This window comes from Microbacterium hanjuni, from assembly GCF_043556395.1.
In the GTDB taxonomy this organism is placed as follows: domain Bacteria; phylum Actinomycetota; class Actinomycetes; order Actinomycetales; family Microbacteriaceae; genus Microbacterium.
This window is the reverse complement of the sequence record NZ_JBIGIK010000001.1, coordinates 345,459-369,075: the sequence shown is the minus strand read 5'-3', so window position 1 is coordinate 369,075 and position 23,617 is coordinate 345,459. Positions and strand designations below refer to the sequence as shown.

Sequence of the window (23,617 nt, the reverse complement as noted above, 5' to 3'; positions counted from 1 at the left end):
GATCTGACCCCGTCGGGGGCGGATGCTGCCTCCCCGGCCGGCGTCTCCGACACCCCGCGCCGTATCGCGCGCGTGCTGCTCGACTCGCCCCTCCCGCAGCTGGACCGCCTGTTCGATTACGCCATCCCGCCGGCGCTGCTGGCCGACGCCGTGCCGGGCGTCCGCGCGCGCGTGCCGCTCCGCTCGGCCGGGCGCACGGTCGACGCCTACATCGTCGAGATCGACGACGACGCCGGCGAGCGGCCGCTCTCCGAGCTCGACGCGGTGGTCTCGCCCGTCCCGGTCCTGACCCCCGGGCTCTACACCCTCGCCCGCCGGGTGGCCGACCGCGCTGCCGGCTCGGCGAGCGACGTGCTGCGGCTCGCGATCCCCAAACGCATGGTGCGCGCCGAGAAGACCTGGCTCGCCGCCCCCGCCCCCGACGCGCCTGTGATCGACGAAGACGTGAAGGAGCGGTCCGCGATCCTGCTCGCCGGGTATCCCGCCCTCATCGCAGCCCTCGACCAGCACCACCGCGTAGCGCTGGAAGCCCCACCCCGGCCGGCCCAGGGCGTGCTGGCGGGGGAGTGGGGGACGCTGCTGGCGGCGGCGGCCGCTCGCGTTCTGGCCCGGGGAAAGAGCGCGGTGCTGGTCGTGCCCGACTACCGGGACCAGGCGCAGCTCACGGCGGCGCTCGAGCAGGTGGTCCCCCCCGAGGCCATCGTCCGCCACGACGCCGATCAATCGGGCCCCGCTCGGTACGGACAGTTCCTGCGCACGCTGACGGCGGTGCCCTGTGTCGTCGTCGGCCGTCGATCCGCCGTCTACGCCACCGCCCACGACGTCGGCCTGGTCGCGATCTGGGACGACGGCGACCCGCTGCTCGGCGAACCCCTCTCACCGAGCGTGCACGCGCGCGACGCGGCGCTCGTGCGCCAGGAACTGGAAGGGTCCGCGCTGATCTTCGCCGGGCACACCCGGACGACCGACGTGCAACGCCTCGTCGACATCGGGTGGGTGAAGGAGGCGACGGCGACGCGCCGCACGACTCCACGGGTCGTGCTCAGCGCGACCCGTGAGGGCGAGCACCGCACCTCCCGAGTGCCCTCGGCCGCCTTCGCCGCCGCCCGCGAGGCCCTGACCCAAGGACCCGTGCTCGTGCAGGTCTCCCGCCCCGGCTACGCGCCGTCGCTGGTGTGCGGCGAATGCCGACGCCCCGCGCGCTGCGCCCACTGCAGCGGCCCGCTCCGCGCCTCCCGCCCCGGTGCCACTCCGGTCTGTGCCTGGTGCGGCCGCGCGGCGCACACTTGGGCCTGCCCCCACTGCCAAGGCGAGACGCTGCGCATGGCCTCCTCGGGCACCGAACGCACCGCGGAAGAACTCGGCCGCGCCTTCGCCGGCACGCGGGTGATCGTGTCCGACGGCCAGCACCCCGTCGCCGAGGTCGAGGCCCGCCCGGCGCTCGTCGTCGCCACCCGGGGCGCGGAACCGCTCGTGCCCGGCGGCTACCGGGCTGTCGTGCTGCTCGACGGAGAACGGATGCTGCAGGCCGAGGAACTGCGGATCGGCGAGCACTGTCTGCGCTGGTGGTCGAATGCGGCCGCGCTGGCGGCTCCCGGCGCCCCGGTGCACCTCGTCGGCGTCACCGGCCCGGTGGCTCGAGCCCTCGCGACGTGGACCCAGCCCGCCTACGCGCGGAGCGAGTTGAGCGAACGCGCGCCCCTGCACATGCCGCCCGCGGTGCGCCTCGCCACCGTCGAGGGGGCGACGGCTGCCGTGGAGACCGCGCTGGCGAACCTCCGTGAGGACGTGACGCTCGATCCCGCCGCCGTCGTCGGACCGGTCGACGTGACCGAACCCGGCGCCCTGCCCGCGTCTCGCGCCCTCGTGCGCTTCGACTACCCCTCCGGGCGCGCGGTCGCGGAGAGCCTCCGTGCCTCCGTCATCGCCGACGCCCTCCGCGCCCGACGCTCCGCGAAGGATCGCGGTCCTCGCCCCCGCAATACACTCAGAGTGCGACTCGACGTCGCGGAGCCCGACCTGTGAGGAGATCCATGCGCCTCGTCTTCGCGGGGACCCCGGAGGTCGCGGTCCCTTCTCTGCGTGCCCTGGCCGACGGCCCCCATGAGATCACTTCCGTGATCACCCGCCTCGACGCCCCCCTCGGCCGCCGACGCGTGCTGACACCGTCGCCCGTGGCCAACGCGGCGAGCGACCTCGCCCTGCCCGTGCACAAAGCATCCCGCCTCGACGATGCCCTCACCGCCGAGGTCGCCGCCGAAGCACCCGACCTGGGCGTGATCGTCGCGTACGGCGGACTCGTGCGCGAACCGCTGCTGTCGACGCCCCGCCAGGGATGGATCAACCTGCACTTCTCGCTGCTGCCCCGCTGGCGGGGAGCAGCCCCCGTGCAGCGCGCCCTCATGGCCGGCGACGCGGTGACCGGCGCCAGCGTCTTCCAGCTCGTGGCCGAGCTCGATGCCGGCGACGTCTTCGCCGAGGAGCCGTACGAGGTTCCGACCGGAGCGACCGCCGGCGACGTGCTGTCGGCCCTCGCCGAGCGGGGAGCGGCGCTGCTCCACCGCGTGGTGGACGAGATCGCCGATGGCACCGCGACCGCCGTGGCCCAGAGCGGCGAGCCGACCTTCGCGCCCAAGCTCAGCCTGATCGACGGCGCGGTGGACTGGACCAAGGACGCCCCGGCGGTGCTGGCCCGCATCCGCGGCGTGACCCCCGAACCCGGCGCCCACACCACGATCGACGGCGCCCGGCTCAAGATCCTCGTCGTCCGTGCGGCCGACGAAACCGGCCCCGCCGACGAGCCCCGCCTCGCGCCCGGGGCGCTGGCCGCGCGTGAGCGGGCGATCCTCGTCGGCACGGCGTCCGAACCCGTCGAGCTGGTGAGCGTGCAGCCCGCCGGCAAACCCCCGATGGCCGCCGCCGACTGGTGGCGGGGGCTCCGCTCGGAGAATCCGGTGGTGGGCTCATGACCGCTCAAGCCGCCCGCCGGGTCGCCTTCGAGGTGCTCCGCGCCGTCTCGGCCGACGATGCCTACGCCAACCTGCTGCTGCCGCACTCGATCCGGCGGGCGGCGCTGTCCACCCAGGACGCGGGCCTCGCCACCGAACTGACGTACGGCACACTCCGGCGCCGCGGCACCTACGACGCTCTCATCGCCCTCGCCGCCGATCGGCCGACCGACCAGATCGACCCCGCGGTGCTCGATGCGCTGCGCCTCGGCGCGCACCAGCTGCTCTCCACCCGCGTCGCCTCGCACGCGGCGGTGCACGAGTCGGTCGAGCTCGCCCGTTCGGCCGGATCGCGCGGCGCCGCGGGATTCGCCAACGCGGTGCTGCGGCGCATCTCCCGCGACACCCCGGGGGAGTGGTACGAACGCCTCGAGCAGTCGGCACGCTCGGACGACGAACGACGCGGGGTGCTGAGCGCCCACCCGGTCTGGATCATCCGGGCGCTGCGACGTGCCCTCGGCGCGGAGGGTCGGGCAGACGAACTGGACGCCCTGCTCGCCGCGGACAACGATGCTCCCCGGGTCGGGATGCTGGCCCTCCCGGGCCTGGCGGAACGCCCCGAGGGCGCCCAGCCGACCCGGTTCGCACCGGACGGCTTCGTGCTCGCGGGCGGCGATCCCGAACATCTCGTCACCGACAGCGACGGTCGCCTGCGCGTGCAGGATGAAGGCTCGCAGCTCGCGGCTCTCGCGCTCTCGCGGGCCGTACCGGTGCGCGAGGGGGAGCGGTGGCTCGATCTGTGCGCCGGCCCCGGCGGAAAGACCGCCCTGCTCGCCGCGGAAGCCCTCGCCGGCGGCGCACGGCTGGACGCGAACGAGATCGTGCCCGCGCGGGCGGGCCTGGTGCGCCGAGCGGTCGAGGGGGTCCCCCTCGAGGTCGAGGTCTCGGTCGAAGACGGCCGCGCCCGCGCCCGACGCACCCCCGACACGTACGACCGGGTGCTCGTCGACGCCCCGTGCACGGGCATCGGCGCGCTCCGCCGCCGCCCCGAAGCCCGGTGGCGCAAGACCCCCGCCGATATCCCCGCGCTGGCCGACCTGCAGCGCGAGCTGGTGCTCGCCGCCTTCGTCGCCCTCAAGCCGGGCGGGATCCTGGGCTACGTCACGTGCTCGCCCCACCTGGCCGAGACGGCCGGAATCGTGGCCGAGGTGCGCCGGGAACTGGGCGACGCGGTCGAGGACCTCGACGCCCGAGAGGTGGTCTCGCGCGTGTCGCAGCATCCGATCGACCTCCCCGAACAGCAGGACGGCTCGGGCCGGGCGCAGCTGTGGCCCCACCGCCACGGCACCGACGCGATGTCGATCGCCCTTCTGCAGAAGCGCTGACGGCCATAATGGAGCCGTGCCCGACCGCGCGGTAGCCCGCATCAATCCCAGCATCCTCGCCGCCGACTTCGTCAACATGCAGCGCGACCTCGCCCGCATCGACGGGGCCGACTTCGTCCACGTCGACGTCATGGACAACCACTTCGTGCCGAACCTCACCTTCGGTCCGCAGATGGTGGGGCGCATCCAGGAGACGAGCCCCGTGCCACTGGACGTGCACCTCATGATCGATTCCCCCGAGCGCTGGGCCCCCGAGTACGCCGAGCTCGGCGCCGCCTCCGTGACCTTCCATCTGGAGGCCGCGGCCGAGCCCGTCGCGCTCGCCCGGCGACTGCGGGCCATCGGTGCCAGGGCCGGGGTGGCCGTGAAGCCCGCGACCCCCGTGGAGGGCCTGTTCGAGATCCTCGACGAGTTCGACCAGATCCTCGTGATGACCGTGGAACCCGGCTTCGGCGGCCAGTCGTTCATGCCCGAGACGATGCCCAAGCTCGCCTCGCTCGCCGACGAGGCCCGTCGACGCGGATCATCGGTCTGGCTGCAGGTCGACGGGGGCATCTCGGAGGCGACGATCGCCCAGGCCGCCGAGGCGGGAGCAGACACGTTCGTCGCCGGTTCCGCGGTGTTCGGGGCCGAGGATCCGGATGCCGCGATCCGGGCGCTGCGCGCCAGCGCCACCCGATCGCACCGGCACTGACCCGAACGCTCGCCGGGGTTCGATACCCTGGGAGGGTGAAGACGTTCGACGCCCTGTTCGCCGAGCTGAGCGAGAAGGCCGTCGAACGCCCCGCCGGCTCGGGCACCGTCGCCGAGCTCGACGCGGGCGTGCACGCGATCGGCAAGAAGATCGTCGAGGAAGCCGCCGAGGTCTGGATGGCGGCGGAGTACGAGTCGTCCGAGGCCGCCGCCGAGGAGATCTCCCAGCTGCTGTACCACCTGCAGGTGCTCATGGTGGCGAAGGGGCTCAGCCTCGAAGACGTCTACCGACATCTCTGAGCGCACCGCCCCCACCTGCCTCCTCCTACCCGAAAGCCCTGTCATGCTGCGAATCGCCGTGCCGAACAAGGGCTCGCTCGCCGAGACCTCCGCCGCGATGCTCGCCGAGGCCGGTTACACCGGCCGCCGCGATCCGAAAGACCTTCATTCCATCGACCCCGCCAACGAGGTCGAGTTCTTCTACCTGCGCCCGCGCGACATCGCCACGTACGTCGGCTCGGGGGCGCTCGACGTGGGCATCACCGGCCGCGACCTGCTGCTCGACGCCCGCCTCCCGGGGGCCCGCGAGGTCGAGGCTCTCGGTTTCGGCGGCTCGACGTTCCGCTTCGCCGCTCGCCCGGGTCGCTTCACCGACCTCGCCGAACTGCAGGGGCTGCGCGTCGCCACGGCCTATCCCGGCCTCGTTGACGCCTTCCTCGACGATCGCGGCATCGCCGTCGACCTCGTACCGCTGGACGGGGCCGTCGAATCGGCCGTGCAGTTGGGGGTGGCGGATGCTGTCGCCGACGTCGTGTCGACGGGCACCACACTGCGCCAGGCCGGGTTGGAGATCTTCGGACCGGTGATCCTGGAGTCGGACGCGGTGCTGATCAGCGGCCCGAACGACGTCCCCGGTGCCGAGACGCTGCTGCGACGCCTCCGCGGCGTCATGGTGGCCCGCCGCTACGTCCTGATCGACTACGACCTCCCGGTGCGCCTGATCGAGGACGCCGTCGCGATCGCCCCGGGTATCGAATCGCCGACCATCTCGCCCCTGCGCGACCCCGAGTGGGTGGCCGTGCGCGTCATGAGCCCCCGCAAGGGCGTCAACCAGGTCATGGACGCGCTCTACGCGATCGGTGCCAGGGCGATCCTGGTCACCGAGATCCACGCCGCGAGGCTGTGACGTGACGCTCGCACGACGTGTCATCCCGTGCCTCGACGTCGCCGCCGGACGCGTGGTCAAGGGGATCAACTTCGAAAACCTCCGCGACATGGGCGACCCCGTCGAACTCGCTCGGCTCTACTTCGACCAGGGCGCCGACGAGATCACCTTCCTCGACGTGACCGCGACCGTCGACGAACGTTCGACGACGTACGACGTCGTCCGTCGCACCGCCGAGCAGGTCTTCATCCCCCTCACCGTGGGCGGCGGTGTGCGCTCGTCCGACGACGTCGCGCGACTGCTCGCGGTGGGCGCCGACAAGATCGGGGTCAATTCCGCGGCCATCGCCCGCCCGCCGCTGCTCGACGAGATCGCCGACCGATTCGGCGCACAGGTGCTCGTGCTCTCCCTCGACGTCAAGCGGAGCCCTGCGACACCCTCGGGTTTCGTCGTGACCACGCACGGCGGACGCACCGAGACGACCCTCGATGCTCTCGATTGGGCGCGCGAGGCGATCGATCGCGGCGCCGGCGAACTGCTCGTCAACTCGATCGACGCCGACGGCACCAAGGCGGGCTTCGACCTCGAACTGGTGGCCCTCATGCGCGAGGTGTCGCGGGTGCCCGTCATCGCCTCCGGGGGCGCCGGAGCGATCGGCGATTTCGCCCCCGCGATCCGAGCGGGCGCCGACGCGGTGCTGGCAGCATCCGTCTTCCACTCCGGGGCCATGACCGTGGGTCAGGTCAAGGAAGCCCTCCGCGCCGACGGCATCGAGGTACGAGCATGAGTGAGACGATCGAAGAGCGCATCGCGCGCGTCACCTTCACCGATGACGGCCTGGTTGCCGCCGTGGTGCAGCAATGGGACACCCGCGAGGTGCTCATGCTCGCGTGGATGGATGCTGAGGCGCTCCGGCGCACGCTCACCGAAGGCCGCGCCACGTACTGGTCGCGCTCACGACGCGAGTACTGGCGCAAGGGCGACACCTCGGGGCACATCCAGATCGTCCGCGGCGCGCGCCTGGACTGCGACGGCGACGCCGTGCTGCTGGAGGTCGACCAGGTGGGTGTCGCCTGCCACACCGGAACACGCACCTGTTTCGACGCGGACGACCTCGACCCGGCGGTCGGTTCGCAGCCATGATCCGCCGTGCCCGCTTGATCGCCGTACTCACGATGCTGCTCGCAGGAGCGATCGGGGTCATCGGCTCGACCCAGACGTGGGTCGTGGTGACCCTCGTGCAGGGAGCGGGTGAGGGGCTGCTGGTTCCCGGTGCGGATGCTGTTCCCGTCCTCACGCCCCTCAGCCTCGCCGCCCTCGCGCTGGGAGCCGCGCTCTCGATCACGGGTCTCGTCGTGCGCCACATCTTCGGTGCGCTCGGTCTCGCGATCGGCGGCGTACTCGTCGCCCTCACCGCCCAGGTCGCGTTCGCCACGCCCGTCTCGGCGTACGCCGCCACGGTGACCGCGGCGACCGGGATCACCGGTACGGAATCGGTCGCCGCCCTCGTCGGCTCCACTGCGACGACCGTCTGGCCCTTCCTGACCCTCGTGGTGAACGTGCTGCTCCTCGCGGCCGGCGTTTTCACGATCGTCACGGCTCGACGATGGTCCAGCAGCGCCGATCGCCGTTACCGCGCGGCCGCGGCGAACGCCACCGTCGACGCGAGCGGCTCCCGCCCGCACGACGCGATCGATTCGTGGGACGATCTGTCGCGCGGCGACGATCCCACCGCGTGAGCGCCGCCCGATAGACTGGGCTCTGCGCGTCTGTCGGCGCGAGCACCCGAAGGAGATCCATGAGCAACCCCATCGGCGACCCCGGTCACGGACACTCCCCGGCCGCGTGGGCGGCAGTGATCATCATGCTCGTGGGGGTCGCCATCGGCACCACCGCGTTCTTCTTCGAACTCGTCTGGCTGGTCTGGGCGTCCGCGGTCATCGTGCTCATCGGCGCCATCGCGGGATGGGTCCTGAAGCGGGCCGGTTACGGCGTCGGCGGCTCCAAGGTCACGGTCAAAGAGCATTGAGCCTCCTCGCCGACCTGACGGCCGGCGCGGTGCACGACGCCGAGACGCGGGCAGAGTCCGAGCCCCTGGCCCAGGTGGAGCGCCGAGCGCTCGCGCAGACCCCCGCCCGTGACGTGCTCGCCGCGCTCGCGCCGGCCGACCGGGTGAAGATCATCGCCGAGGTCAAGCGCGCCAGTCCCTCGCGGGGCGATCTCGCGTCGATCCCCGATCCGGCGCTGCAGGCCTCGCTGTATCAGCGCGGGGGAGCGTCGGCGATCTCGGTGCTCACCGAGGGCCGACGTTTCAAGGGCTCGCTCGCCGATCTGGAGGCCGTCAAAGCGGGCGTCGACCTGCCGGTGCTGCGCAAGGACTTCCTCGCGACGCGCTACCAGGTGATCGAAGCCCGCGCGGCCGGCGCCGATTTCGTGCTGCTCATCGTGGCCGCGCTCGATCAGCCCACGCTCGTCGAGCTGCACACGCTCGCGCTCGAACTCGGGATGGGCGTGCTCGTCGAGGCGCACTCCGCCGAAGAGGTGCAGCGCGCGGTCGACGTCGGTGCCGCGATCATCGGCGTCAACGCCCGCGACCTCACGACGTTCGAACTCGACCGCGACCTCTTCGGACGCGTGGCCGACAGCATCCCGTCCTCGGCCATCAAGGTCGCCGAATCCGCTGTGCTCGTCCCCGCAGACGTGGCGCACTACCGTTCAGCCGGCGCCGACGTGGTGCTGGTCGGGGAGGCTCTGGTCACCGGTGACCCGGTCGCGACCCTTCATACCTTTCTGGGAGACACATCATGAGCCTGCGCACCGAGACCGGTCCCTTCTTCGGCGAGTTCGGCGGCCGGTACATGCCGGAATCGCTGATCGCGGCGATCGACGAACTCACCGCCGTCTACGAATCCGCCATGGCGGACGAGTCGTTCCTCGAGGAGCTGCGCGCACTGCTGCACTCCTACGCCGGGCGGCCGTCCGTGCTCACCGAGGTGCCGCGCTTCGCGGAGCACGTCGGCGGGGCGCGCGTCTTCCTCAAGCGGGAGGACCTGAACCACACCGGCTCGCACAAGATCAACAACGTGCTGGGCCAGGCCCTCCTCACCAAGCGCCTCGGCAAGACACGGGTCATCGCCGAGACCGGTGCGGGTCAGCACGGTGTCGCCACCGCCACCGCCGCCGCCCTCTTCGGCTTCGACTGCACGATCTACATGGGCGAGGTCGACACCGAGCGTCAGGCACTCAACGTCGCTCGGATGCGCCTTCTGGGAGCCGAGGTCATCCCCGTCACGACCGGATCGCGCACCCTGAAGGACGCGATCAACGACGCCTACCGCGACTGGGTCGCGAGCGTCGAGACCACGAACTACATCTTCGGCACCGCCGCCGGGCCCCACCCGTTCCCCGCCATGGTGCGCGACTTCCAGAAGGTCATCGGCGAAGAGGCCCGCGCTCAGCTGCTCGACGAGGTCGGCCGCCTCCCCGACGCGGTCTTCGCCTGCGTCGGCGGCGGCTCGAACGCGATCGGCATGTTCGACGCGTTCCTCGACGACGAGGGCGTGAAGCTCTACGGCGTCGAGGCGGCGGGCGACGGCGTCGACACGCCCCGCAACGCCGCATCGATCGAGCGCGGCCGCCCCGGAGTGCTGCACGGCGCGAAGACCTTCGTGCTGCAGGACGAAGACGGCCAGACGCTCGAGTCGCACTCGATCTCGGCGGGGCTCGATTACCCCGGCGTCGGACCCGAGCACGCCTGGTTGGCCTCGATCGGTCGCGCCGAGTACATCCCCGCGACCGACGACGAGGCCATGCAGGCCCTGCGGGTGCTGTCCACGACCGAGGGCATCATCCCCGCGATCGAGACCGCCCACGCCCTCGCCGGCGCGATGCGCCTTGCCCCGCAGTTCAGCCCCGACTCCGTCATCGCGATCTGCCTCTCCGGACGCGGCGACAAGGACATGGACACCGCGGCGCGCTACTTCGAGCTCTACGACGCCGAGGAGTCCCCGGTCATCGAGCCCGAGCCCGACGAGGCCGCCAAGGGCGAAGGCATCGAGCTGTGAGCTCCCGCGCCGCCGCCGCGATCGACGCCGCGCACGCCGCGGGTCGCGGCGCGTTCGTCGGCTACCTCCCCGCCGGCTTCCCCGACATCCAGACGAGCATCGACGCCGCCGTCGCGCTGGCCGAGGCGGGGGCCGACATCCTCGAGATCGGACCGCCCTACAGCGATCCTGTGATGGACGGCACGATCATCCAGGAGGCGACCCAGACCGCGCTCGCGGCCGGCTTCCGCCTGCGTGACGTGTTCACCGTCGTCCGCGAGATCACGAAGCGCGTCGATGTGCCCGTGCTCGTGATGACCTACTGGAACCCGGTGCTGCAGTACGGCGTCGACCGGTACGCCGACGATCTGCTCGCCGCGGGCGGCGCCGGTCTCATCACGCCCGACATCACCCCGGACTCCGCCGCCGAGTGGATCGCGGCAAGCGAACGCACGGGCCTTGACCGCGTCTTCCTCGCCGCCCCCACCTCCACCGACGAGCGCCTCGCCCTCATCGCGGAGGCCTCGACGGGCTTCGTCTACACGGTCTCGACGATGGGCATCACCGGAGAGCGCGGACAGGTGGATGCCGCCGCCCGCGCCCTCGTCACGAGGCTGCGCGCGCTCGGCGCCCAGCACGCCTGCGTGGGGATCGGCATCTCGACGCCCTCTCAGGTGACGGACGTGCTCGGCTACGCGGACGGCGCGATCGTGGGCACGGCGCTCGTGCGCGCCCTGCGCGACGGCGGCGTCGCCGGACTCGCCGAGACGGCGCGCGCGCTGTCTGCGGGCACCGCGCGTCCCGCTTAGACTTCCCCCATGACGTTCGCCCTCTCGAGCGCGGCCACCGGCGTGCTCGCCAGCATCCCGAGCCCCGAAATCAACCGCTTCTTCATCGGGCCGGTACCGATCCACTTCTACGCGCTGTGCATCATCGCGGGCATCGTGGCGGCGGTCTTCCTCACCAACCACCGCCTCACGCGGCGCGGAGCCGAGCCGTGGGTCGTGATCGACATCTGCCTGCTGGCCGTTCCGCTGGCCATCGTCGGCGCTCGTATCTTCCACGTGCTCACGCACCCGGGCTTCTACTTCGGCGAGGGCTCGAACCCGTGGAACCCGCTCGAGCCCGGGTCGGTCTGGGCCATCTGGGAGGGGGGCATCGCGATCTACGGCGCCCTCCTCGGCGGCGCCGTCGGCGCGTACCTCGGCTGCCGCTGGACCGGCATCCGCTTCTGGACCTTCGCCGACGCGCTGGCTCCGGGACTCATCCTCGCCCAGGCGTTCGGTCGCTTCGGCAACTGGTTCAACCAGGAGCTCTTCGGTCTGCCGACCGACCTGCCCTGGGGCCTCGAGATCGACAGCGACAACCCCGCCTTCCCCGCCGGTCTCGCCCCCGACACGCTGTTTCACCCGACCTTCCTCTACGAGGTGCTGTGGAACCTGCTCGGCTGCGTCGTGATCCTCCTCGCCGCGCGCGCCTTCACCCTGCAGTGGGGCCGGGCGTTCGGGCTCTACCTCGTCTGGTACAGCGCCGGTCGCATCGTCTGGGAGAGCATCCGCATCGACCCGAGCGAGATCTACTTCGGCCTCCGCACCAACGTGTGGGCGGCGATCCTCGGTGTTCTGCTCGGACTTGCGATCATGATCGTGCAGCGCCACCGCCACCTGGGCCTCGAGCCGTCGCCGTACGTGCCCGGTCGCGAAGCGAACGTCCCGGGGACTGTAGGATCGGCAGAACCCCACGAATTCGTCGACGTGAGCGAGCCGCCCGCGACGAAAGATCCTGTCGGCAGCGCCACAAGCACACCCGCCACGAAATAGCACCCTCGGGCCGACGTCGTCCCATCTTGAGTATCAATGTGAGGACGCTAGGTATGTCTTCGAGCCCCCGTTCCGACGTCGTCGGCGGCACTTTCCCCGAGAAGCAGGGCCTCTACAACCCTGCCTTCGAGAAGGACGCCTGCGGCCTGGCGATGGTCGCGACCCTCCGTGGCGAGGCCGGACACGACATCATCGATCTCGCGCTCACGGCGCTGCGCAACCTCGAGCACCGCGGAGCCATCGGCTCGGATGCCGGAACGGGCGACGGTGCCGGCATCCTGACCCAGATGCCCGACGCGTTCCTGCGCGCGGTCGTGAACTTCGACCTGCCCCCGGTCGGGGAGTACGCGGCGGGGATGGTCTTCCTCCCGCTCGATGAGGCCGCCCGAGACGAGCAGAAGCACGGCATCGAGCGCATCGCCGCCGCCGAGAACCTGCACGTGCTGGGCTGGCGGGAAGTGCCCACCGAAGACGAGAACCTCGGCACCCTGGCCTTCCGCGCACGACCCGCCTTCGAGCAGCTGTTCGTCTCGCACCCCGCCGTCGGCGAGGCCCCGGCCCTGGCGGGCATCGCGCTCGACCGTCGCGTCTACCGACTGCGCAAGCGCGCCCGCACCGAACTCGGTGCGTACTTCGTATCGCTGTCGAGCCGCACCCTCGGCTACAAGGGCATGGTCACCACCCTGCAGCTCGAGCCGTTCTACCCCGACCTGCAGGACGAGCGCTTCGCGTCCGAGCTCGCTGTCGTGCACTCGCGCTACTCCACGAACACCTTCCCCTCGTGGCCGCTCGCGCAGCCCCTGCGGATGCTCGCCCACAACGGCGAGATCAACACCGTCAAGGGAAACCGCAACTGGATGCGGGCGCGTCAGTCGCAGTTGGAATCCGAGCTCATCGGTGACATCCGCCCGCTGCTGCCCATCTGCACCGACGGCGCGAGCGACTCCGCCTCGTTCGACGAGGTGCTCGAGCTGCTCACCCTCACGGGGCGCAGCCTCCCGCACGCCGTCATGATGATGGTGCCCGAGGCCTACGAGAAGCAGGCCACGATCGCCCCCGACCTCCGGGCGTTCTACGACTACCACTCGATCCAGATGGAGCCGTGGGACGGCCCCGCCGCGCTGATCTTCACCGACGGCACGCTCGTCGGCGCGACGCTCGACCGCAACGGCCTCCGCCCGGGCCGGTGGACCGAGACCACCGACGGGCTGGTCGTCATCGGCAGCGAGACCGGTGTGCTCGACTTCGCCCCCGAGCGCATCAAGCGCCGCGGGCGCCTCCGCCCCGGCCGGATGTTCCTCGTCGACACCGCGGCCGGCCGCATCGTGCCCGACTCCGAGATCAAGGCGGAGCTGGCAGCATCCCAGCCCTGGCAGGAATGGTTGGACGCCGGCCGCGTCCGCCTGTCCGAGCTTCCCGAGCGTGAGCACATCGTGCACCCGATCGCCTCCATCACCCGCCGCCAGCGCACCTTCGGCTACACCGAGGAGGAGGTGCGGATCCTGCTGACCCCGATGGGGCAGAACGGCGCCGAGCCCCTCGGCGCGATGGGCAGCGACACCCCGGTCGCGGTGCTGAGCGATCGCCCGCGCCTGCTGTTCGACTACTTCACCCAGCAGTTCGCCCAGGTGACGAACCCGCCGCTGGACTCCATCCGCGAGGAGGTCGTCACCTCGCTCGCGCTCGGCCTCGGCCCCGAGCGGAACCTGCTCGACTGGGGCGCCGACCACACGCGCACCGTCACGCTCGATTTCCCCGTGATCGACAACGACGAGCTCGCCAAGATCCAGCACATCGACACCGCGCTGCCCGGCCGGTCGTCCGTGACGATCCGGGGGCTCTACCACGTCGAGGCCGGACACGAGGGGATGCGCAAACGCATCACCCAGATGTGCCGCGAGGTCGACCACGCGATCGAGGACGGCGCCGAGTTCATCGTGCTGAGCGACCGCGACTCGAACAAGGACCTCGCGCCGATTCCCTCGCTGTTGATGGTCGCCGCGGTGCACCACCACCTCATCCGCCGCGAGACTCGCATGAAGGTCGGGCTCGTGGTCGAGGCGGGCGACGTTCGCGAAGTGCACCACGTCGCCACCCTCATCGGCTACGGCGCATCGGCGGTCAACCCCTACCTCGCGATGGAGACGGCCGAATACCTCGTCCGCGCCGGCTACGTCACCGGGATCACCCCCGAGAAGGCCGTCAAGAACCTCATCTACGCCCTCGGCAAGGGCGTGCTGAAGATCATGTCGAAGATGGGCATCTCGACGGTGTCGTCCTACGCGGGCGCGCAGGTCTTCGAGGCCATCGGCCTCTCGCACGACTTCGTCGACGACTACTTCACCGGTACCGAGACGAAGCTCGGCGGTGTCGGCATCGACGTCATCGCGGCGGAGAACGCCGCCCGCCACGCCTACGCCTACCCCGAAGACGCGGCGGCACGCGCCCACGAGCGCCTGTGGACCGGCGGGGAGTACCAGTGGCGTCGCGACGGCGCTCCTCACCTGTTCAACCCCGACACCGTGTTCCGCCTGCAGCACGCGACCCGCGAGCGCCGGTACGACATCTTCCGTGAGTACACGCGGCTCGTCGACGACCAGGCCTCGGAGCTGAAGACGCTCCGCGGCATGTTCGGCCTGCGCAGCGGCGCGCGCACCCCCGTGCCGCTCGATGAGGTCGAGCCGGTGTCATCGATCGTGAGGCGGTTCTCCACCGGGGCGATGAGCTACGGCTCGATCTCGCAGGAGGCGCACGAAGTGCTCGCCGTCGCGATGAACCGCATCGGCGGCAAGTCGAACACCGGCGAGGGCGGTGAAGACGTCGACCGCCTGCTCGACCCGGTGCGCAACAGCGCCATCAAGCAGGTCGCGTCCGGCCGGTTCGGGGTGACGAGCCTGTACCTCACGAAGGCCCAGGACATCCAGATCAAACTCGCCCAGGGCGCGAAGCCCGGGGAGGGCGGTCAGCTGCCGCCGACGAAGGTGTACCCGTGGGTGGCGCGCACGCGTCACGCGACAGCCGGGGTCGGCCTCATCTCGCCGCCCCCGCACCACGACATCTACTCGATCGAAGACCTGAAGCAGCTGATCTTCGACCTCAAGCGGGCGAACCCCTCCGCGCGCATCCACACCAAGCTCGTCAGCCAGTCGGGTATCGGTGCCGTCGCCGCGGGGGTCGCCAAGGCCCTCAGCGACGTCATCCTCGTGTCCGGCCAGGACGGCGGCACCGGGGCCAGCCCCCTCAACTCGCTCAAGCACGCCGGCACCCCCTGGGAGCTCGGTCTCGCCGAGACGCAGCAGACGCTCATGCTGAACGGCATGCGCGACCGGGTCGTCGTGCAGGTGGACGGTCAACTCAAGACCGGCCGGGACGTGATCGTCGGCGCCCTGCTCGGGGCCGAGGAGTTCGGCTTCGCCACCGCTCCGCTGGTCGTGTCGGGCTGCATCATGATGCGGGTCTGCCACCTCGACACCTGCCCCGTCGGTGTCGCGACGCAGAACCCGGCGCTGCGCGCCCGATTCACCGGCAAGCCCGAGTTCATCATCAACTTCATGGAGTTCATCGCCCAGGAAGTGCGCGAGTACCTCGCCGAACTCGGATTCCGCTCGCTGGACGAGGCCGTCGGGCACGCCGAGCTGCTCGACGTCAACGGCGCGATCGACCACTGGAAGGCCAGCGGGCTCGACCTCTCTCCCATCCTCGAAGGGCCGCGTTTCGCCGACGACGAGCCGCGCCGCCACGGTCGCGACCAGAAGCACGAACTCGACCAGCACTTCGACGTGCAGCTCATCGAGCGCGCGCGCGACGTGATCGAGTCGGGTGGTCGTGTCGAGATCGACCTCCCGATCCGCAACACCGAGCGGGCCGTCGGCACGATGCTGGGCCACCACGTCACGAAGGTGCGCGGCGAGAACGGCCTCACGGCGGATTCGATCGTGGTGCGCCTCACCGGCTCCGCCGGACAGTCGTTCGGCGCCTTCATGCCGGCGGGCATCACCCTGCGCCTCGAGGGCGACTCCAACGACTACGTCGGCAAGGGCCTCTCGGGCGGACAGATCGTGATCCGGCCGCCCCGCGACTCCGTGTTCGCAGCATCCGAGAACGTCATCGCCGGCAACGTCATCGGTTACGGCGCGACGCAGGGCACGATGTTCCTCAGCGGCGCGGTGGGGGAGCGGTTCTTCGTGCGCAACTCCGGCGCGACCGCGGTGGTCGAGGGGGTCGGCGATCACGCGCTCGAGTACATGACCGGAGGGCTCGCCGTCATCCTCGGCGCGACCGGACGCAACCTCGGCGCGGGCATGTCGGGCGGCACCGCCTACATCTACCGCCTCGACGAAGCGCTGGTGAACCGTGAAGCCCTCGCCGCAGGAGAGCTCGAACTCGGCCCGCTGGGTTCGGGCGACGCGGAGATCCTCCGCGACCTCCTCGAGCAGCACGTCGCCGAGACCGACTCGGCCCTCGCTGCCTCGCTGCTCAGCGACTTCGAGGCCGAGGCCGACAACTTCGTGCGGGTCGTCCCGCGCGACTACGCCGCCGTGCTCGAGACCCGCCAGCAAGCCCTGGCCGAAGGCCTCGACCCTGACGGAGACATCGTGTGGAACCGCATCCTGGAGGTGACCGGTGGCTGATCCCAAGGGCTTTCTGAAGGTCACGGAGCGCGAGCTGCCGCCGCGTCGGCCCGTGTCCGTGCGCATCATGGACTGGAAAGAGGTGTACCAGCCCGGTGACACCGCCGTCCTCCGACGTCAAGCCGGGCGGTGCATGGACTGCGGCATCCCGTTCTGTCACAAGGGCTGCCCGCTCGGAAACCTGATCCCCGAGTGGAACGACCTGATGTGGCGCGGCGAGGGTCGCGCTGCGATCGAGCGCCTGCACGCCACGAACAACTTCCCCGAGTTCACCGGCAAGCTCTGCCCTGCACCGTGCGAGAGCTCGTGCGTGCTCGGCATCAATCAGCCCGCTGTCACGATCAAGCAGGTCGAGGCGTCGATCATCGAAGAGGCGTTCACCCGCGGTTGGGTCGAGCCGGAGCCGCCCGAGCGGCTCACGGGCAAGACCGTCGCCGTGGTCGGCTCGGGACCCGCCGGTCTCGCCGCAGCCCAACAGCTCACCCGAGCGGGTCACACGGTCGCCGTCTACGAACGCGATGACCGCATCGGCGGGCTGCTGCGCTACGGCATCCCCGATTTCAAGATGGAGAAGCGCCACCTCGAGTCGCGCCTGCGTCAGATGCAGGACGAGGGAACCCGTTTCCGTGCCGGTGTGGAGATCGGCAAGGACATCACGTGGGACGCCCTGCGGGCCCGCTACGACGCGGTCGTGGTCGCGATCGGCTCGACGCTGCCCCGTGACCTCGCGATCCCCGGCCGGGACCTCGCCGGAGTGCACTTCGCGATGGAGTACCTGGTCGAATCCAACAAGGCGGTCGCCGGCGACGAAGTCGCCCACCAGATCAGCGCCGAGGGCAAGCACGTCGTCGTCATCGGCGGCGGCGACACCGGTGCGGACTGCATCGGTACCGCCCACCGACAGGGCGCCCTCAGCGTGACGAACCTCGCGATCGGCCAGCGCCCGCCCGAGGAGCGTCCCGAGACCCAGCCGTGGCCGATGACGCCGACACTGCTCGAGGTGTCCACAGCCCACGAGGAGGGCGGGGAGCGCACCTTCCTCGCCTCCACGGTGGAGTTCCTCTCCAACGGTTCGGGTGAGGTGCGGGCACTGCGCGTCGCCGAGACCGAATACATCGACGGTCGCCGCATCCCCAAGAGCGGAACGGAACGCGAGATCCCCGCCGACCTCATCCTGCTGGCGATGGGATTCACCGGTCCCGAGCGCACCGAGCTCGAAGACCAGCTCGGTACCCGCTTCACCAACCGGGGCGCCATCGACCGCGACACCTCGTACGCGACGGTGACCCCCGGCGTCTTCGCCGCGGGCGACGCCGGGCGCGGACAGTCGCTCATCGTGTGGGCGATCGCCGAAGGACGCGCCGCGGCCGCCGAGGTCGATCGCTACCTCATGGGCGAGACCGCGCTGCCGGCTCCGGTGCGCCCGAACGATGTCGCGATCGGACTGCTGCCCGCGTAGGCTGGCGACGGCCTTCCACCCCTCGAAACCACCACCTCCGGAGAACATCACCGATGAGACGCGCCAAGATCGTAGCTACGCTCGGCCCCGCCACATCCTCGTACGAGATGGTCCGCGCGATCATCGACGCGGGTGTCGACGTTGCACGACTCAACCTCAGCCACGGGGACTACTCCGTGCACGAGGGCAACTACGCCAACGTCCGTCGGGCGGCCGAGGATTCCGGCCGCGCGGTCGCGATCCTCGTCGACCTGCAGGGTCCGAAGATCCGTCTCGGTCGCTTCGCCGACGGTCCGCACGAGCTCGCCGCGGGCGACATCTTCACCATCACGATCGACGACGTCCCCGGCACCAAGGAACTCGTCTCCACGACGTTCAAGGGCCTGCCCGACGACGTGCGCCCCGGCGACTTCCTCCTCATCGACGACGGCAAGGTGCGCGTCGAGGTCATCGACTCGGACGAGCGCACCGTGACCACCCGCGTCATCGTCGGCGGCCCCGTGTCGAACAACAAGGGCATCAACCTCCCCGGCGTCGCGGTCAACGTGCCCGCGCTGTCCGAGAAGGACGAGGCCGACCTCCGCTGGGGCCTGCGCACCGGCGCCGACCTCATCGCCCTGTCGTTCGTGCGTGATGCCTCCGACATCGACCGCGTGCACGTCATCATGGGCGAAGAGGGCCGCTATGTCCCCGTCATCGCCAAGATCGAGAAGCCGCAGGCCGTCGACAACCTCGAGGCCATCGTCGACGCGTTCGACGGCATCATGGTCGCCCGTGGTGACCTGGGCGTCGAGCTGCCGCTCGAGGCGGTTCCGATCGTGCAGAAGCAGGCCGTCGAGCTCGCCCGCCGGATGGCGAAGCCCGTCATCGTGGCCACGCAGATGCTCGAGTCGATGATCACCAACCCCGTCCCCACGCGCGCCGAAGTGAGCGACGTCGCCAACGCCGTCCTCGACGGCGCCGACGCGGTCATGCTCTCGGGCGAGACCAGCGTCGGGCAGTACCCGGTCGGGGTCGTCGAGACCATGGCTCGCATCGTGGCCTCCACCGAGGACCACGGCCTGGACCGCATCGCGAAGCTGACCAACAAGCCGCGCACCCAGGGCGGCGCGATCACCCTGGCCGCGATCGAGGTCGCCGAGTTCGTCGAGGCCAAGTTCCTCTGCATCTTCACCGAGTCGGGTGACTCCGCGCGCCGGATGTCGCGCTTGCGCTCGGCGATCCCCATGATCGCGTTCACTCCCGATCCCGCCATCCGTCGCCGGCTGGCCCTCACCTGGGGCGTCAGTTCGACGCTGGTGGACTACGTCGAGCACACCGACCTCATGTTCATGCAGGTCGACGATCACCTGCTCGCCAACGGCCTGGCCAAGGTCGGCGACAAGGTCATCGTGATCTCCGGTTCCCCTCCCGGAATCGCGGGCTCCACGAACGACCTCCGCGTGCACAAGGTGGGCGACGCGGTGCACGGCGCCGCGCCGATCTACCAGCGCGAAGGCTGACCTGCCGAGTCGCACGCCGCGCTGTCGTCGCGGCGTGCGATAGGGTCGGATGCTGGCGTGCTGGCCGGTGTGGCGGAACGGCAGACGCGGGGCACTCAAAATGCTCTGTCCGAAAGGACGTGTGGGTTCGAATCCCACCACCGGCACGCGAACCAGCTTCCCCCCACGGGTTTTCGGCAGTAGCCCGAGCCCCCTGTTCTAGGATGAATACGTGACTGAGCAAGATCCGGGCGCTGCGCCCATCGCATCCGCCCCCCGCCGCGTCGTGGTTGCGGAGGATGAGTCGCTCATCCGCCTCGACATCGTCGAGATCCTGCGCGACAACGGCTTCGACGTCGTCGGCGAAGCGGGCGATGGCGAAACGGCCGTCCAGCTTGCGACCGAGCTGCGTCCCGACCTCGTGATCATGGACGTCAAGATGCCCCAGCTCGACGGCATCAGCGCGGCCGAGCGGCTGAGCAAGGACCACATCGCGCCGGTCGTGCTGCTCACCGCCTTCAGCCAGAAGGAGCTCGTCGAACGGGCGAGCGAAGCGGGCGCCCTCGCCTACGTCGTGAAGCCCTTCACCCCGAACGACCTGCTGCCGGCCATCGAGATCGCTCTGGCCCGCTACGACCAGATCATCACGCTCGAAGCCGAGGTCGCCGACATGGTCGAGCGGTTCGAGACGCGCAAGCTCGTCGACCGGGCCAAGGGCCTGCTGAACGAGAAGATGGGGCTCACCGAGCCCGAGGCGTTCCGTTGGATCCAGAAGGCCTCGATGGACCGCCGACTCACCATGCAGGATGTCGCCAAGGCGATCATCGAGCAGCTCGCCCCGAAGAAGGGCTGAGCGCCGGGCTCACGAACGCGGCGCGTCCTTGATGTGGTTCGTGATGCGCACCGTCGAACAACGGCGCCCCTCCTCGTCGCTGACGACGATCTCGTGGACGGTCAACGAGCGGCCGAGATGAAGCGGCGTGCAGACGCCCGTGACGATCCCGGACGACGCCGAGCGGGTGTGCGTCGCGTTGATGTCGACACCGACCGCCAGTCGCCCGGGGCCCGCGTGCAGGTTGGCCGCCATCGATCCGAGCGACTCGCCCAGCACCACGTACGCCCCGCCGTGCAGCAGACCCACCGGCTGGGTGTTGCCCTCGACGGGCATCGTCGCGACGCACCGCTCGATGGAGAACTCGAGCCACTCGATGCCCATCTTCTCGGCGAGGGCGCCCGCGCCTCGGCTTCGCACCCAGTCGAGGCCGGCTGAGGAATCGGGGGTCGTCGTGCTCATGGCCGCCTTCGTCGGGGGAGGGATGCGGTGTCCGCGCCCCTCGTTAGGCTTGACGGGTGACGGACCCCGGAAAGCCTACCCTTCTCGTCGTCGACGGCCATTCGCTGGCCTACCGGGCGTTCTACGCGCTCCCGGTCGATAACTTCTCGACCAAAGACGGCCAACACACGAACGGCATCTACGGCTTCCTGTCGATGCTGGTGAATCTCATCAAGGCCGAGAAGCCCACCCACCTCGTCGTGGCGTTCGACACCTCCCGTCAGTCGTTCCGCACCCGCGAGTACACGGAGTACAAGGCGAACCGCTCCGAGACGCCGTCCGAATTCAAGGGACAGATTCCGATCCTGAAGGACGTCCTCGCCGCGATGAGCATCCCGGTGCTCGAGAAGGAGGACTTCGAAGCCGACGACATCCTCGCGACCCTCGCCACGGAAGGCGCAGAACAGGGCTTCCACGTGCTGGTGTGCTCCGGTGACCGCGACACGATCCAGCTCGTGAGCGACGACGTCACCCTGTTGTATCCGAACGTGCAGGGGGTGTCGCAACTCAAGCGTTACGACCCCGCCGCCGTGATCGAGAAGTACGGTCTGCCCCCGCAGCAGTACCCCGAGATCGCCGCCCTCGTCGGCGAGACGAGCGACAACCTCCCCGGTGTGCCCAAGGTGGGGGAGAAGACGGCGGTCAAGTGGCTGACGCAGTACGGCTCGCTCGACGCCCTGCTCGACAACGCCGACAAGATCACCGGCGTGGTGGGCAACAACCTGCGCGAGCACCTCGACGACGTGCGCCGAAACCGACGTCTCAACCGGCTGCTGACCGACGTCGAGCTGCCGCTCGGGCCCGCCGATCTCGCCGTCCGCCCGCTCGACGCCCAGGCGGTGCGGGACATCTTCGCCCGCCTCGAGTTCCGCACGCTCCTCCCGCGGGTCTTCGAGGCCGCGGGAGTCGAGGCGAACGCCTCCACCGCAGCACCTGCCGCCGAGGCCCCGAAGGCCGCCGAGCTCGATCCGACCGCGTTCGCGGCGTGGGCCGATGCTGCCGCGGGAGAAGTGGGCGTCACGGTGGTCGTCTCCGGCGGGCTGCCGACCCGGCTCGGACTCGCGACGACGGATGCTGCCGCCGAAGCGGACTGGAGCGCCGAGCTCGCCGCCGCGCTGGGCCCGTGGTTCGCTTCGGACGCGCCCAAGGCGTTCTTCGACGCCAAGCCGCAGGTGAAAGCCCTCGCCCGCGAGGGTGTCACCCTGCGGGGCCTCGCCTTCGACGTGCTCCTCGCCGGTTGGCTGCTGCGTCCGAGCCTCCCCGACAAGACCTTCGCCGACCTGGTCGACCGCTACTTGGGGGAGAAGCTGCCCGAGGCCGACCCGTCGCAACTCGTCCCCGAGACCGAGGGCGCGACTCCCGCGCAGCTCGCGTGGTTCGTGCTGCGCGTCGCCGAAGCCGAACGCGCGGAGCTGCCCGACAGCGTGCGAGAGGTACTCGAGACCATCGAGCTGCCGACACTGCAGACGCTGGCCGACATGGAGTTGGCCGGGGTCGCCGTCTCGCACGAACGACTGACAGCGTTCTCGGCCGAACTCGGGGTGCGCGCCGAGGGCCTCGCCCAGCAGGCGTACGCCGCGATCGGGCGCGAGGTCAACCTCGGGTCGCCGAAACAACTGCAGGAGGTGCTGTTCGAGGAACTGGAGCTCCCCAAGACCCGCAAGACCAAGACCGGCTACTCCACCGACGCCGCCGTCCTCGCCGATCTGCAGGATTCGCATCCGCACCCGTTCCTCGACCTGCTTCTCCAGCACCGCGACGCGACCAAGCTGCGCCAGATCATCGACGCTCTCGCGGCGGCGATCGACGAGAGCGGTCGCATCCACACCACGTATGTGCAGACCGGCAGCCAGACCGGGCGTCTCTCGAGCACCGACCCCAACCTGCAGAACATCCCGATCCGCAACGAGGAGAGCCACCGCGTCCGCGCCGCTTTCGAGGTCGGCGCGGGGTACGAGACGCTCCTGACCGCGGATTATTCGCAGATCGAGATGCGGATCATGGCGCACCTGTCGGGCGACCCCGGCCTGGTCGAGGCGTTCAACAGCGGCGAAGACCTGCACCGCTTCGTGGGGGCACGGGTCTTCGGCGTGACGCCCGCGGAGGTGACCTCGCCCATGCGCTCGAAGGTCAAGGCGATGTCGTACGGACTCGTCTACGGCCTGTCGGCCTTCGGGTTGTCGAAGCAACTGCGGATCGAGCAGTCCGAGGCCAAGCAGCTGATGATGGAGTACTTCGCGCGCTTCGGCGCGGTGCGCGACTACCTGCGCTCCTCCGTCGAGCAGGCCCGCATCGACGGCTACACCCAAACGATCTTCGGGCGCCGCCGGCCGTTCCCCGATCTGACGAGTCCCAACCGTGTCCTGCGCGAGAACGCGGAGCGCGCGGCGCTCAACGCCCCGATCCAGGGCAGTGCCGCGGACATCATGAAGATCGCGCTGTTCCACATCCACGCCGATCTCGCCGAAGCCGACCTGCGCTCCCGGGTGCTGCTACAGATCCATGATGAGCTCGTCGTCGAGGTCGCGCCGGGGGAGTGGGATGCTGCGGAGTCGATCGTGCGTGCCCGGATGGGCGACGCGGCACAGCTCACCGTTCCCCTCGATGTGCAGATCGGGCGCGGGGGCGACTGGAACGAGGCCGGTCACTAGGCTCGAAA

20 protein-coding genes and 1 tRNA gene are annotated in these 23,617 nt (G+C 70.3%); 20 read left to right on the top strand and 1 reads right to left on the bottom strand.

Translation table 11 applies throughout. The annotated features are described in order from the left end of the window. The first annotated feature begins 3 nt into the window (after positions 1-3). The 19 genes from ACFXP5_RS01945 (at position 4) to ACFXP5_RS01855 (ending at position 20,478) form a co-directional block, all read left to right on the top strand. Entirely contained in the window at positions 4-2,025 is a 2,022-nt protein-coding gene (locus ACFXP5_RS01945; RefSeq protein ID WP_394544161.1) for a primosomal protein N' family DNA-binding protein, read from the top strand. Between the two features lie 8 nt (positions 2,026-2,033). Continuing rightward, complete coding sequence (gene fmt / locus ACFXP5_RS01940) at positions 2,034-2,969, top strand: methionyl-tRNA formyltransferase (protein WP_394543297.1); 936 nt, start codon at positions 2,034-2,036, stop codon at positions 2,967-2,969. Next, positions 2,966-4,333: an RsmB/NOP family class I SAM-dependent RNA methyltransferase gene (locus ACFXP5_RS01935; RefSeq protein WP_394543296.1), complete on the top strand. Its 1,368-nt coding sequence runs from the start codon at positions 2,966-2,968 to the stop codon at positions 4,331-4,333. Before fmt ends, ACFXP5_RS01935 begins: the two co-directional genes overlap by 4 nt. A gap of 16 nt (positions 4,334-4,349) precedes the next feature. Next, a complete protein-coding gene (gene rpe / locus ACFXP5_RS01930) occupies positions 4,350-5,027 on the top strand; it encodes a ribulose-phosphate 3-epimerase (protein ID WP_394526528.1) in 678 nt (225 codons plus the stop codon). Positions 5,028-5,062: 35 nt separating this feature from the next. Next, on the top strand, positions 5,063-5,326 hold the full coding sequence (locus ACFXP5_RS01925) for a phosphoribosyl-ATP diphosphatase (protein ID WP_394526527.1): 264 nt from the start codon (positions 5,063-5,065) through the stop codon (positions 5,324-5,326). Between the two features lie 43 nt (positions 5,327-5,369). Further along, positions 5,370-6,212, top strand: a complete 843-nt coding sequence (gene hisG / locus ACFXP5_RS01920) for an ATP phosphoribosyltransferase (RefSeq protein ID WP_394543295.1) — start codon at positions 5,370-5,372, stop codon at positions 6,210-6,212. Position 6,213: 1 nt separating this feature from the next. Then, entirely contained in the window at positions 6,214-6,978 is a 765-nt protein-coding gene (hisF, locus tag ACFXP5_RS01915; RefSeq protein WP_394526525.1) for an imidazole glycerol phosphate synthase subunit HisF, read from the top strand. Continuing rightward, the gene (gene hisI, locus ACFXP5_RS01910) at positions 6,975-7,334 is read left to right on the top strand and encodes a phosphoribosyl-AMP cyclohydrolase (RefSeq protein WP_394543294.1); all 360 of its coding nucleotides are present in this window, start codon (positions 6,975-6,977) and stop codon (positions 7,332-7,334) included. Before hisF ends, hisI begins: the two co-directional genes overlap by 4 nt. Next, positions 7,331-7,930, top strand: a complete 600-nt coding sequence (locus ACFXP5_RS01905) for a Trp biosynthesis-associated membrane protein (RefSeq protein WP_394543293.1) — start codon at positions 7,331-7,333, stop codon at positions 7,928-7,930. Before hisI ends, ACFXP5_RS01905 begins: the two co-directional genes overlap by 4 nt. Before the next feature lie 59 nt (positions 7,931-7,989). Further along, complete coding sequence (locus tag ACFXP5_RS01900) at positions 7,990-8,220, top strand: DUF6704 family protein (protein WP_394526521.1); 231 nt, start codon at positions 7,990-7,992, stop codon at positions 8,218-8,220. Further along, on the top strand, positions 8,217-8,999 hold the full coding sequence (trpC, locus tag ACFXP5_RS01895; RefSeq protein WP_394543292.1) for an indole-3-glycerol phosphate synthase TrpC: 783 nt from the start codon (positions 8,217-8,219) through the stop codon (positions 8,997-8,999). Before ACFXP5_RS01900 ends, trpC begins: the two co-directional genes overlap by 4 nt. Further along, positions 8,996-10,255, top strand: a complete 1,260-nt coding sequence (trpB, locus tag ACFXP5_RS01890) for a tryptophan synthase subunit beta (RefSeq protein ID WP_394526518.1) — start codon at positions 8,996-8,998, stop codon at positions 10,253-10,255. The genes trpC and trpB overlap by 4 nt, the downstream gene beginning before the upstream one ends. Next, on the top strand, positions 10,252-11,043 hold the full coding sequence (trpA, locus tag ACFXP5_RS01885; RefSeq protein ID WP_394543291.1) for a tryptophan synthase subunit alpha: 792 nt from the start codon (positions 10,252-10,254) through the stop codon (positions 11,041-11,043). Before trpB ends, trpA begins: the two co-directional genes overlap by 4 nt. Before the next feature lie 9 nt (positions 11,044-11,052). Continuing rightward, positions 11,053-12,054: a prolipoprotein diacylglyceryl transferase gene (lgt, locus tag ACFXP5_RS01880; RefSeq protein ID WP_394543290.1), complete on the top strand. Its 1,002-nt coding sequence runs from the start codon at positions 11,053-11,055 to the stop codon at positions 12,052-12,054. 53 nt (positions 12,055-12,107) lie between these two features. Beyond that, positions 12,108-16,685: a glutamate synthase large subunit gene (gene gltB / locus ACFXP5_RS01875; RefSeq protein WP_394543289.1), complete on the top strand. Its 4,578-nt coding sequence runs from the start codon at positions 12,108-12,110 to the stop codon at positions 16,683-16,685. Next, positions 16,678-18,144 carry a glutamate synthase subunit beta gene (locus ACFXP5_RS01870; RefSeq protein ID WP_394526510.1) on the top strand — a complete coding sequence of 489 codons (1,467 nt, stop codon included), beginning with the start codon at positions 16,678-16,680 and terminating at the stop codon, positions 18,142-18,144. Before gltB ends, ACFXP5_RS01870 begins: the two co-directional genes overlap by 8 nt. Before the next feature lie 53 nt (positions 18,145-18,197). Then, positions 18,198-19,646 carry a pyruvate kinase gene (gene pyk / locus ACFXP5_RS01865; RefSeq protein ID WP_394526508.1) on the top strand — a complete coding sequence of 483 codons (1,449 nt, stop codon included), beginning with the start codon at positions 18,198-18,200 and terminating at the stop codon, positions 19,644-19,646. 63 nt (positions 19,647-19,709) lie between these two features. Next, positions 19,710-19,792, top strand: a tRNA-Leu gene (locus ACFXP5_RS01860). 65 nt (positions 19,793-19,857) lie between these two features. Beyond that, positions 19,858-20,478, top strand: a complete 621-nt coding sequence (locus tag ACFXP5_RS01855; protein WP_394526506.1) for an ANTAR domain-containing response regulator — start codon at positions 19,858-19,860, stop codon at positions 20,476-20,478. A 9-nt stretch (positions 20,479-20,487) separates the two neighbouring features. Here ACFXP5_RS01855 and ACFXP5_RS01850 read toward each other — a convergent pair whose 3' ends face one another. Beyond that, on the bottom strand, positions 20,488-20,919 hold the full coding sequence (locus ACFXP5_RS01850) for a hotdog fold thioesterase (RefSeq protein WP_394526504.1): 432 nt from the start codon (positions 20,917-20,919) through the stop codon (positions 20,488-20,490). Between the two features lie 56 nt (positions 20,920-20,975). Between ACFXP5_RS01850 and polA the strand changes: the two genes are divergently transcribed. Further along, on the top strand, positions 20,976-23,609 hold the full coding sequence (polA, locus tag ACFXP5_RS01845; RefSeq protein ID WP_394543288.1) for a DNA polymerase I: 2,634 nt from the start codon (positions 20,976-20,978) through the stop codon (positions 23,607-23,609). Positions 23,610-23,617: the final 8 nt, after the last annotated feature.